The 11183-nt window shown below is 55.4% G+C and carries 11 protein-coding genes and 1 pseudogene; 10 read left to right on the top strand and 2 right to left on the bottom strand.

What is annotated here, in order from left to right:
* The 3 genes and pseudogenes from ACI94_RS03885 to ACI94_RS03895 form a co-directional block, all read left to right on the top strand.
* Window positions 1-747 (top strand): annotated as a pseudogene (locus tag ACI94_RS03885) (CoA-binding protein); the annotation flags it as partial.
* 96 nt (window positions 748-843) lie between these two features.
* The gene (locus ACI94_RS03890; protein ID WP_286681106.1) at window positions 844-1818 is read left to right on the top strand and encodes an MBL fold metallo-hydrolase; all 975 of its coding nucleotides are present in this window, start codon (window positions 844-846) and stop codon (window positions 1816-1818) included.
* On the top strand, window positions 1800-2243 hold the full coding sequence (locus tag ACI94_RS03895) for a rhodanese-like domain-containing protein (protein ID WP_286681107.1): 444 nt from the start codon (window positions 1800-1802) through the stop codon (window positions 2241-2243). The genes ACI94_RS03890 and ACI94_RS03895 overlap by 19 nt, the downstream gene beginning before the upstream one ends.
* A gap of 81 nt (window positions 2244-2324) precedes the next feature.
* On the opposite strand, the gene ACI94_RS03900 is transcribed toward ACI94_RS03895, so the two are convergent.
* Window positions 2325-2594, bottom strand: a complete 270-nt coding sequence (locus ACI94_RS03900; RefSeq protein ID WP_224732835.1) for a DUF86 domain-containing protein — start codon at window positions 2592-2594, stop codon at window positions 2325-2327.
* 57 nt (window positions 2595-2651) lie between these two features.
* Complete coding sequence (locus ACI94_RS03905) at window positions 2652-2954, bottom strand: nucleotidyltransferase family protein (RefSeq protein ID WP_066955660.1); 303 nt, start codon at window positions 2952-2954, stop codon at window positions 2652-2654.
* Between the two features lie 260 nt (window positions 2955-3214).
* Here ACI94_RS03905 and cas3 point away from each other — a divergent pair, with 260 nt between their 5' ends.
* Genes cas3 through cas2 form a run of 7 tightly spaced genes read left to right on the top strand, consistent with a single transcriptional unit; the run spans window position 3215 to window position 10829 of the window.
* The gene (gene cas3 / locus ACI94_RS03910) at window positions 3215-5347 is read left to right on the top strand and encodes a CRISPR-associated helicase Cas3' (protein ID WP_286681108.1); all 2133 of its coding nucleotides are present in this window, start codon (window positions 3215-3217) and stop codon (window positions 5345-5347) included.
* A gap of 7 nt (window positions 5348-5354) precedes the next feature.
* On the top strand, window positions 5355-6020 hold the full coding sequence (gene cas5c / locus ACI94_RS03915) for a type I-C CRISPR-associated protein Cas5c (protein ID WP_083524751.1): 666 nt from the start codon (window positions 5355-5357) through the stop codon (window positions 6018-6020).
* A complete protein-coding gene (gene cas8c / locus ACI94_RS03920; RefSeq protein ID WP_286681109.1) occupies window positions 6017-7900 on the top strand; it encodes a type I-C CRISPR-associated protein Cas8c/Csd1 in 1884 nt (627 codons plus the stop codon). The genes cas5c and cas8c overlap by 4 nt, the downstream gene beginning before the upstream one ends.
* Window positions 7893-8759 (top strand): type I-C CRISPR-associated protein Cas7/Csd2, encoded by an 867-nt coding sequence (gene cas7c, locus ACI94_RS03925; RefSeq protein ID WP_066955670.1) that lies wholly within the window; start codon window positions 7893-7895, stop codon window positions 8757-8759. The genes cas8c and cas7c overlap by 8 nt, the downstream gene beginning before the upstream one ends.
* Window positions 8756-9442 carry a CRISPR-associated protein Cas4 gene (cas4, locus tag ACI94_RS03930; protein WP_201784936.1) on the top strand — a complete coding sequence of 229 codons (687 nt, stop codon included), beginning with the start codon at window positions 8756-8758 and terminating at the stop codon, window positions 9440-9442. Before cas7c ends, cas4 begins: the two co-directional genes overlap by 4 nt.
* Window positions 9443-9495: 53 nt before the next feature.
* Window positions 9496-10527, top strand: coding sequence for a type I-C CRISPR-associated endonuclease Cas1c (gene cas1c, locus ACI94_RS03935; protein ID WP_066955673.1), 1032 nt, complete (start codon window positions 9496-9498; stop codon window positions 10525-10527).
* Between the two features lie 11 nt (window positions 10528-10538).
* Window positions 10539-10829 (top strand): CRISPR-associated endonuclease Cas2, encoded by a 291-nt coding sequence (gene cas2 / locus ACI94_RS03940; protein WP_066955676.1) that lies wholly within the window; start codon window positions 10539-10541, stop codon window positions 10827-10829.
* Window positions 10830-11183 lie beyond the last annotated feature (354 nt).

Below are 11183 nucleotides of genomic sequence, written 5' to 3' on the forward strand. Positions count from 1 at the left end.
ATGCAGATCGTCGGCGACGTCGCGAGGAATAAGCCGGTCGTCGCGGTCAAGTCCGGGTCGTCGCAAAAAGGCCGGGCTGCGGCATCGTCCCACACGGGATCGCTTGCCGGAAGCTACGACGTCTACGTTGCGGCCTTCCGCCAGGCCGGGGTGATCCCGGTCCGGAGCCTGCGGGACGCCTTCAACCTTGCAGAACTCCTGGCCTCCGAGGGCTACCCGCAGGGGAAGAGGGCGATCGCCGTCACCAGCGCGGGGGGGTTTGCCGTCCTCGCCTCGGATTACGCCGAGGCCTACGGCGTCGATATGGTCGACCTGCCCGACGATGTGCTGCGTGAGTTAAACGAGTTCCTCCCGCCGATCTGGAACCATGCAAACCCCATGGATATCATCGGGGACGCCGACGCCGCCAGGTTTGCTGCTCTCTTTGACGTCCTGATCCGGCACCAGGACTTCTGGGATATCGCGTTCGTGATTGCCGTGCCGACGACGCTCGTCGACCCGGCGCATGTTGCAAACGAGATCGTCCGGTTCTCCCGGAACACCGAGAAGATGGTGGTGGGCTGCATGCTCGGCGGCGATAGCATGCGCAGCGGTCTAAGAATTTTACGCGGCTGCCGGATCCCGAATTTTGAGGAATTAGAGGACGCATTCAAAGCGGTGGGAAGCGTTCTATCCGTCCCGAAGGCGCGGGGAGCGGGGCAGCGGCGCCCGCCCCGCGACGATCGGTGTCCGGGGGGCGAGGGGTGATGCCTTCCCGGATTCCCGGAAACCTTTTATATCCCTCTTCCACATCTCGGTCTGTCGGAACGGAGACAAACCCGTTCTCCGGGGAGATGGATGGGGATGCTGTTTGAGAAGATAAGATCCGAGATCCTTGCCCACAACTCGTATGTGGTTGGGGCGGAGGGGGAGGCGGTGGTCATCGATCCGAGGCGGGACTGCCAGATCTACGCGGAGATCGCCGAGAGCAACGACTTTAAGATCACAACGATCTTTGAGACGCACAAGAACGAGGACTACGTCATCGGGTCCCGCGACCTTGCCCGCATAACAGGGGCCGAGATCCTGCACGGGGCGCGGGAGAACTTCAGGTTCGGGACCAGCGTCCACGAGGGGGATACCTTCAGGCTCGGCCCCCTCGAGCTTGAGGTCATCGAGACCCCCGGACATACGGTCGAGAGCATATCGATACTGCTGCGCGACCGATCCGTCTCCGCCGACCCGCTGATGATCTTTACCGGTGATGCGCTCTTTGCAGGCGACGTCGGGAGGACCGATCTTGCCGGGGAGAGCAAGCGCCGGGAGATGTCCGAGATGCTCTATGCAAGCCTGCACGAGAAGATCCTCCCGCTCCCGGACGGCGTGATCGTCTGCCCCGCTCACGGCGCGGGCTCCGTCTGCGGCGGCAACATCAGCGACCGGGAGTATACGACGATTGGGTTTGAGAAGGCGGCAAATCCCATCCTCTCGATGAGCAAGGAGGAGTTCGTCGAGTACAAGATGAACGAGAAGATCTACGAGCCGCCGTACTTCGAGATGATGCGAAGACTCAACCGGGAGGGCCCGCCCCTTCTCTACAGCCTGCCGCACCTCTCGGCCTATTCCGCCCGGGAACTTCGCTCTCTCCTCGACGGAAAGGCCCAGATCATAGATATCCGGTCCCCGACGAGTTTCGCCGGAGGGCATATCCCGGGGACGCTCAATATCTGGCGGGACGGTCTTCCGATCTACATGGGCTACTACNNAACTACGACGACCCGATCGTCCTCGTCGACGACTTCAACCTGGACCTGGACCGCGTGGTCCGCTACTGTGTGAGGCTTGGCTACGACAACATCGCGGGATACCTCGCCGACGGGTTTGCGGCCTGGTTCAAGCAGGGCGAAGAGATCGAGCGGACCGGGACCTGGTCCCCGTCCGATCTCGCGGAGCACCTGGACGACCCTTCGGTCTATATCCTCGATGTCCGCAAGATCGGCCAGCGGGAGGAGAAGGGCTACATCCAGGGCTCCCACCACATCTACGTCGGGCACCTCGAGGAGCACCTTTCGGAGATCCCGGAGGATAAGCGGATCGTCGTCCACTGCGATGTCGGGTACAAGGGAAGCATCGCAGCAAGCATCCTCCAGAAGCACGGGTTCTCAAACGTCATAAACCTCCTTGGAGGCACGATCGGGTGGGAGGCGGCGAACTACCCGATGATCAAAGAAGAGGAGGAACTTTACGCCGCGCCGGCGGCGTAGGGGTGGGGGCCCGGGATGACTCCCTATTCTTCATTTTTGTGCAAAAGCCCGGGGAATACGTGTGGTTCAGGACCCCTGCGATCAAGCGTCCCCGTCATCAAGCATCTGCCTGACTGCAACCTGTAGTTCAGGGATCTTGTTCTTGATAGCGTCCCACAGGATCTCGTTATGAATGCCGAAGTATGCGTGAATGAGGATATCCCGCATCCCTGCAATCTTTCTCCAGGGGATATTGGGGTATTGGCATTTCAACGGTTCGGGGATGAGTATCACGGCCTCGCCGATGACCATGAGGTTCCGGATCACTCCGTCCTGCACCAGGTCGTTTGCCAAAAAATCTTCGTAGTCCATTCCCGGGTATACCGCTCAATTCTCTCGATGGCCTCGAGGATATCCCGGAGGTAGAGGTTATAATCCCGGGACATACCGGACGCTCCTGAGTATATACGGCTCGAGAGCCGGTTTTATGGTGTCGCGGTCGACGAGGTCGACCCTTCTCCCGAAGAGATCTTCGAGGAAGAACTTGAGGTCCATGTACGTGTCGAAGGAGCGCCTCCCTTCCTCGAACTCGATGAGGATATCGATATCGCTCTCTTCACGCTCCTCGCCCCGGACAAACGACCCAAAGACCCCGATCCGCCGGACCCCCAGGCTCCTGATCCGTTCCCGGTGTTTTGCGAGCGCATCGAGGATGCCATCGGCTGTAAGCATATCATACTCCTGTTACCCGCCCGTCAGGATAACGCTTTTCTTCCTGCTACGATGATCGTAACCACAATTTCTGGAGTGCGCAGGAATTGACGCAAATAGCCTTGGTGTAAGATAATCCCGTTGACAATCAGTCGTTCTCCATCCCTGCAGCCGGACGTAAACGACTAAGTTTATCCATCTTCTATCGAATTGTTAGATCGGTGGTCTGCCCCATGTACTACGCCCATTCCACAAACAATTCCGATAAACAGAATTGGCAGTTGCTCAGAGTTCACCTCAAGAACGTTGCCGATATTGCGTCGCAGTTTGCTGGGGATTTTAATGCCGGTAAACTTGCTTACGCCGGAGGGTTGCTGCATGACATCGGGAAGTATTCGGCAGAGTTCCAGAGGCGCCTTGAGGGAGCAAACATTCGGGTCGACCACTCGACCGCCGGGGCACTGGAGGCAAGGGCACTGTACCCAAAACAGTTCAGCCGTATCCTTGAGTACATCATCACCGGGCACCATGGAGGTCTATTGAACTATGGCAGCGAGGCGAGCGGGCTTGAAGAGCGCTTGGGAAACAGGTTTTTACCGGATTACTCGGCGTACCGGGACGAGATCCAGGCCCCTGATCTTAAGGGGTTCCGCCCGGTTCTGCAGCCGGTCCGAAACGGGATCGGATTTACGGTGGCCTTCTATACGCGCATGCTCTACTCGTGCCTCGTCGATGCGGATTCTCTCGATACTGAAGCGTTCGCAGATCCCGGGGCATACTCCGTCCGGGGGCGATACGACTCGTTTGAGACCCTCTCCCGGAGGTTCGATGAGTATATGGCCGTCCTCCTCTCGGGTGCCGACGAAACTCTGATCAACAAGCAGAGAAGGGAGATCTACGAACAGTGCCGGGAGGCGGCATCCCTCCCACCGCAGGTCTTTACCCTGACTGTCCCGACCGGCGGGGGGAAGACACTCTCATCGATGGCATTTGCGCTTGAGCACCTAAAACGCCACAATCTAAAGAGGATATTTTATGTCATCCCCTATACAAGCATCATCGAGCAGAACGCCGCAATATTCAGGAAGATCTTCGGGAACCGGAACGTGCTGGAGCACCATAGCAACTTCGACCCGATGACGGTACCCGACGACGATGCTGACCCCGTGAGGTATCTCCTTGAACTCTCGGCCGAAAACTGGGATATGCCAATCATCGTGACGACAAATGTCCAGTTCTTCGAATCGCTCTTCTCAAACAAACGGTCGCGATGCAGAAAGATCCACAACCTTGCCCGGAGTGTGATCATACTCGATGAGGCCCAGATGCTGCCGACGGACTTCCTGCGGCCCTGCCTCCAGGCTCTCTCTGAACTTGTCCGAAACTACGGTTCCACAGTCGTCATCTGCACGGCGACCCAGCCCAGACTCAGTGATCTACTTGATGAAAGCATCAGGCCCGCCGAGATCATGCGTTCGCCTGCAGAACTTTATGAGGTGTTCCGGCGGGTCAACGTGCACGATCTCGGGCCAATGAGCGACGAGGAACTCACCGCCAGGCTGCAGAAGCACCACCAAGTTCTCTGTATCGTCAATACCAGAGCCCACGCCCAGCACCTGCACGCCTCACTCTCGGAACACGGCCGGTGCTTCCACCTGAGCGCCAGAATGTGCCCCATCCACCGGAGGAAGCAACTGAAGGAGATCAAGGATCTGATTAAAGCGGGTGCAGAGTGCCGTGTCGTCTCGACCCAGCTGATCGAGGCCGGCGTGGATATCGACTTCCCTATTGTCTACCGGGGAGCAACCGGCATCGATTCCGTTGCCCAGGCTGCCGGACGGTGCAACCGTGAGGGAAAGGCAGAGCGGGGAGAGGTCTACGTCTTCCGGTCGACCGAGAGGTATGGTCAGGCTACGAGCTGGCAGCGGCTCACAGCGGAGGTCGGCAGGATGGTCATGGATATATATGGCGATCCACTCTCACTTCGGGCTGTCGAGGCCTACTTCCAGAGACTCTACTCGTATAAGGGTGACAAGGGGCTTGACCGGGAGGGGATACTGGAGTCGTTCGAGAAGAGGGCTCGTGAGCTTGCATTCCCGTTTGAGGATGTCGGGTGGAAGTTCTGCATCATTGAGCAGGGCACAAAGGACCTCATCGTCCCCTATGGCGACGAAGGGAGAGCACTCCTCGACGAACTCCGGGCCAGTGAATCACCGTGGAAGTATGCACGGCATCTGCAAGGGTATACGATCAATATCTACCCTAACGAATTTCGGGAACTCGAACGCGCAGGAAAAATCGACCTCTTCGGCGACAGGTTCTGGATACTGAATGATATGAGCCAATACTCCGAGGAAATTGGACTGATAAATCGAAAAGGTAATGAAGGGGAGGGATCACTGCTGATCGTTTAGGGAGGCGATGGCGATAGGCTATGGAGTACGGCTGAAAGTATGGGGAGATTATGCCTGTTTTACCCGACCGGAGATGAAGACGGAGCGGGTGAGTTACGATGTGATGACCCCCTCGGCTGCACGGGGCATCCTTGAGGCAATCTACTGGAAACCTGCCATCCGCTGGAAGGTTGACAAGATCCACGTCTTAAACCCTATAAAGTTTGACAACGTCCGCCGAAACGAGAGGGCGGGTAAGATCCCGGCGACGAAGGTGATGAGCGCACTCCGCGGGAAGGATGTTGCTCTTTTTCAAGACTCTGCCCAGGGAGCCGTCCAGCGAGCATCATTGCTCTTGCGTGATGTCTGTTATGGTATCGAAGCGCACTTCGAGTTGACCGACCAGGCGGGCCCCGATGATACCGCCGAGAAACACTACAACATCGCGCTCCGCAGAATGCGGAAGGGGCAGTGCTTCTACCAGCCTTATTTCGGCTGCCGTGAGTTCCCGGTCCGGTTCGAACTCGTGGAGGGAGAGATGCCGAAGTCCTGCTACACGGGAGAGAAGGATCTCGGATTCATGCTCTACGACATCGATTTTGACGATGGCATGAAGGCCATCTTTTACCGGGCGGTCATGGTGGACGGCGTCATCGATGTACAGCGGTGCTTAGAGTTCGGGGGCGTCTCATGATCATCCAGTCTCTCTGCCGGTATTATGACATCCTCGCGGAGGATGAGAGAGCAAAAATAGCTCGATTTGGATACGGTCCCGTTGACGTTTCCTTTGCCCTTGTTATTTCGGATGATGGTGAGATATCATACATTGTTGATCTCAGGAGTGACAATAAGAAACCAAGACCGAGAACTGAGGTTGTGCCACTGCACATGGGTCGCTCAGGGACGCAACCCCCGGCGTATTTCTTATGTGATAAGGCCAAGTATTTCTTTGGCGTGGAGAAGAAGAAAAAGGGTGCTATTTCTGCCGCAGACGACAATCAAGAAGTCATCATTCTAGAAAAAGGAGAAAAAGAGGATCTCTTGATTACAAAACATTCCCGAGATTGTTTTGAAGATTTCAAACGCCTTCATCGTAAGATCCTGGAGGATGTAGACGATCCATGTGTAAAGAGATTCTTGAAATTCCTTGATCGATGGAAGCCTGAATCGTTCCTTGACAACACGAAACTTCTAGAGTATAAAGATGAGATCCTCAACGACAGCAATTTAGTGATTGATTGTGGAGGAATATATCTTCACGAGAACGATGCTGTCAGAGCTGCTTGGGAAAAGCACTTATCGCAGGGTATAGAAAAGAAGCAAACAAGTGCCCAATGCCTTGTAAGTGGACGGTCGGCTTCTGTAGCGCGGTTACATAATAAGGTTGTTGGAGTCGCTGGCACGCATTCCTCAGGTGCTCCGCTCGTCGCGTTCAATGATGATTCTTTCTGCTCCTATGGTAAAAAGCAGGGCCTCAACGCCCCGGTCAGCGAGTTGGCGATGTTTAAGTATACCACCGCTCTGAACTATCTCCTTGCACGCCCGGAGTATCACATGCGCATTGCCGATACAACGGTCGTCTTCTGGGCGGAGACAAGCGGGACGGCCTGCGAGGATCTTGCGCTTCTCTTCTTCGATCCTCGTGAAGAGGCCGATGAGGACAGTGAAGCAGAATCCTCTGGTCCGGCGAGGATTCAGGACTGGAAGAGAATCGAACTGATCTCCGATATCCTCGATAAGGTTCGGAGGGGCCAGAAGGTCCATACCGAGGATATCGGGGCAGACCCTGAGGCGAACTTCTACATACTTGGCCTCTCTCCCAACAACGCGAGACTTGCGGTCCGGTTCTGGCACGTTGATACCTTTGGCAACTTTATCGCAAGAGCCGCACGGCATCACCTGGACATGGAGATCGTCAGGGGCGATTACGATCCGCGGTATGTCTCGATGTATCGTTTGTTGAGAGAGACGGTTGCGCCGAGTTCGGATAGCAAGGCCGCTTCCCCGCTCCTTGGCGGCCTTGTTATGCGGTCGATCCTGAACGGTGGACCATACCCTGTTCAGATGTACAGCGCGATCCTCAATCGGGCGAAGGTGGATCAGCCAATCAACTCGATCCGGGCGGGCTTCATCAAAGCCTACCTGCTCCGCCTTGCGAGAGCCGGTCTGACTAATTTAAGGGAGGATATGATTAGCGTGAGTCTAAACGAGGAGAATCAGAACGTGCCGTACCGCCTTGGGAGGCTCTTTGCAGTCCTCGAGAAGGTACAGGCCGATACGAACAGAGAGATGAAGAGCACGATCACCAGCAAGTACTTCAGCAGTGCGTCGACGACGCCGGCGGTGGTCTTCCCGGTTCTGCTGAAACTTGCACAGCACCATATCGCAAAGTCCGATTGGGGATTCAAGACGGTGCAGGCGATCGAAGAGACGCTGGAAGGTGTTGATGAGTTCCCGGCATACTTGAGCCTGGAGGAGCAGGGGATGTTCATGCTCGGCTACTACCACCAGCGTAAGGCGCTTTACACGAAGAAAGAGGGAAAAGAGGATTTGCAGGTGAGGGATCATGAGTGAGCCTATTAAAAACCGGTATGAGTTTGTCCTGTTGTTTGATGTCGAGAATGGAAATCCGAATGGTGACCCGGATATGGGGAATATGCCACGGATCGATCCGCAGACGGGACATGGTATCGTAACAGATGTTTGCCTCAAGAGAAAAGTCAGAGATTATATCGACCTTGTTAAATCGGATGATTCTGGCCGCAATGTACCAGGATATAACATATATGTCAAGTCGGGTGTGGTTTTAAATGATTTACATGCAATGGCGTATAAAAGCATAAACCGCCCCCCTAAAGGCAAGAAAGAACTGGCAGATCCCGCTGCTACCCAATTTATGTGCGAGAATTTTTATGATATCAGAACTTTTGGTGCTGTAATGTCAACGGGTGTTAATTGCGGACAGGTCAGAGGACCGGTGCAGCTCAACTTTTCCCGTAGCATTGACCCGATCTTCCAGCAGGAGGTCACCATCACCCGTCTGGCAGTCACAACCGAGGGGGACCGTGAGAAAGGCCGGACGATGGGGAAGAAGCAGATCGTCCCCTACGCGCTCTATCGCACCGAAGGCTACGTCTCCGCCCATCTCGCTCAGAAGACGGGGTTCTCCGATGACGATCTGGAACTCTTCTGGGAAAGCCTTGTCAATATGTTCGAGCACGACCACTCGGCCTCGAGGGGCAAGTTGTCTGCCCGGAAACTGATCGTCTTCAAGCACGACACGGCCCTGGGATGCTGCCAGTCACACCTCCTCTTCGACAAGGTCAGGGTTGAACGCATCTCCGGGGATCTGCCTCCGCGATCGTTTGGGGACTATCGTGTCACCGTCGATCGGGACGTGCCTGCCGGGGTCGAGATCATCGAGAAGTTGTGAGTACGGTGCGGTATACTGACGAAGAGCTGCTCGCGTTGTCGGGCATCCAGCACTTCTGTTTTTGCCGGCGTCAGTGGGCCCTCATCCACGTCGAGCGCCAGTGGGAGGAGAACCTCCAGACGGTGGAAGGCCACCTGGTCCATCAGAGGGTGGACGACCCGTTCTTCATGGAGAGCCGCGGCGATGTCATCATATCGCGGGCTGTCCCGATTGTCTCATACACCCTTGGCCTCTATGGCGTGGCCGACGTGGTCGAGTACATCCGCTCGGAAGATGGTATTTCCCTTCCGGGCCACGAAGGCCTCTGGACGGTAAGACCGGTGGAGTACAAGCGGGGGAGACCCAAGATTGACGAGCGCGATGAGGTCCAGCTATGCGCCCAGGCGATCTGTCTGGAAGAGGTGTTTAATTCCCGTATCAGCCGGGGCGACTTCTATTACAACGAGATCCGGCGAAGAGTGCCGCTGCTCCTCTCTGATGGGTTACGAGAGCGGGTTTATCGGTTGTCGGAGGAGATGCATGAACTCTTCGCCAGAGGTGTCACACCCCCTGCTGAAGTCTCGCGGAAGTGCGGCCTCTGTTCCCTCCAGAATGTCTGTATGCCGAAACTGACGAAAAAGCCCCAGTCTGTTCGCAAATATATACGCAAACACATCAAAGAGGCCTGTGTGGAGGATGTCTGAATACATGAGGTGGGTGGCAGCATGTTGGACCTGTTTGCCCGGGGGCACTGTGGATGAGGAAACTCCTGAACACACTCTACGTAACCACGCCGGAGTCCTACCTGGCCCGCGACGGTGAGAACGTCGTTGTCAGGGTCGAGAACGAGGAGAAGTTCCGTATTCCTATCCATAATCTTGAGGCCATTGTCTGTTTCGGCTACATGGGGGCCAGTCCTCAACTGATGCAGCTCTGCACCGAGAATAATGTCAGCCTCTCATTTTTATCGCCGTCTGGAAGGTTTCTGGGACGGGTCAGCGGCCGGGTGCGCGGCAATGTTTTGCTGCGGCGGACTCAGTACCTGCGAGCGGACAATCGCGAGGAGTCTCTGGAAATAGCAAAGGCTTTCATCATTGGTAAACTCGTGAACTGCCGAACAGTCCTCGGGAGAGGTATTCGCGATCACGGGGCGGTCATCGATTGCGATAAGGTTCGAGCGGCGGATGCTCTGCTGATCGAGAACCTCTTAAAGATCGAGGATTGCACCTCTGCAGATATGCTCCGGGGGATCGAGGGGAACTGCGCTAAATTCTACTTCGTCACTCTTGATGAGTTGATCCTCAAGCAGAAGGATGATTTTTACCTGGTTGAACGAAACCGGAGGCCGCCGCTGGACAATATGAATGCGCTGCTCTCTTTTCTGTATACGCTCCTTGCCCACGATCTTGAGTCCGCCCTGGAGACTGTGGGGCTCGATCCTTACGTTGGGTTCTTCCACACCGACAGGCCCGGGCGGCCGAGCCTGGCGCTCGATATGATGGAGGAGCTTCGCCCGTTCATGGCTGACCGTCTGGCGCTGAACCTTGTGAATATGAAGCAGATCAGCGGCAGGGATTTCATGAAGAAAGAGAATGGTGGGGTCATTCTGACCGACGATGGGCGTAAGGCGGTGATTGCTGCCTGGCAAAAGCGCAAACGGGAGATGATCACGCACCCGTATCTGAACGAGAAGATACCCATCGGACTGCTACCGTACGTGCAGGCGATGCTGATGGCCCGTTTCCTGCGGGGTGATATTGACGGCTATCCGCCGTTCTTCATGAACTGAGGTGTTTCGCAATGATGGTTCTGATCACGTACGATGTCAATACTGAGACTGAAGAGGGAAAAAAGCGCCTTCGCAAGGTGGCAAAGGAGTGTGTGAACTATGGTCAACGGGTTCAGAACTCAGTCTTTGAGTGTCTGGTCGATCCTGCCCAGTTTGCGAAACTTAAACATACCCTCTGTGAAATAATTGACGAAGAGAAAGACAGCCTCCGGTTCTACTACCTGGGTAAGAACTGGAAGAACCGGGTGGAGCACTACGGTGCAAAAGCGGGGTACGATCCAGAAGGTTTATTAATTACGTAACCCTGCGAACCTCAAGCGAACAGTATATCCCTGGAGGGTTCGCGGAGAAAATTCTCTGATATTATATTATTTTTGTGGTGCGGCTGCTCGGGTCTGTGTGTTGTGTGTTCGCCCTGTCGGAGGGATTGTTTTGAAGTAAATATATGATATAAATTATATTTTTAGTTTCATTATGGTTGGATCGTCAAATTTGTTAAAAGGAACATTTATCTACCCGCGGATTGAATACCAACTAAACCCCGATCGTCCTCTCTCATGAATGGGTGGGGTGGATGATCCGGGTTGTCTTTGCAGTCGCACCCTTCACGGGTGCGTGGATTGAAATACCCACTCCCCGGATCTTCGAACCACGAC

Source organism: Methanoculleus sp. DTU007 (genome assembly GCF_001512385.1).
Taxonomy (GTDB): domain Archaea; phylum Halobacteriota; class Methanomicrobia; order Methanomicrobiales; family Methanoculleaceae; genus Methanoculleus; species Methanoculleus thermophilus.

Excerpts from the sequence above, each read along its gene's own strand:
- cas1c (WP_066955673.1), top strand. The coding sequence starts at position 9,496 with ATGAGGAAACTCCTGAACACACTCTACGTAACCACGCCGGAGTCCTAC.
- cas2 (WP_066955676.1), top strand. The coding sequence starts at position 10,539 with ATGATGGTTCTGATCACGTACGATGTCAATACTGAGACTGAAGAGGGA.
- cas5c (WP_083524751.1), top strand. The coding sequence starts at position 5,355 with ATGGCGATAGGCTATGGAGTACGGCTGAAAGTATGGGGAGATTATGCC.
- ACI94_RS03900 (WP_224732835.1), bottom strand. The coding sequence starts at position 2,594 with ATGGACTACGAAGATTTTTTGGCAAACGACCTGGTGCAGGACGGAGTG.
- ACI94_RS03905 (WP_066955660.1), bottom strand. The coding sequence starts at position 2,954 with ATGCTTACAGCCGATGGCATCCTCGATGCGCTCGCAAAACACCGGGAA.
- cas7c (WP_066955670.1), top strand. The coding sequence starts at position 7,893 with ATGAGTGAGCCTATTAAAAACCGGTATGAGTTTGTCCTGTTGTTTGAT.
- cas8c (WP_286681109.1), top strand. The coding sequence starts at position 6,017 with ATGATCATCCAGTCTCTCTGCCGGTATTATGACATCCTCGCGGAGGAT.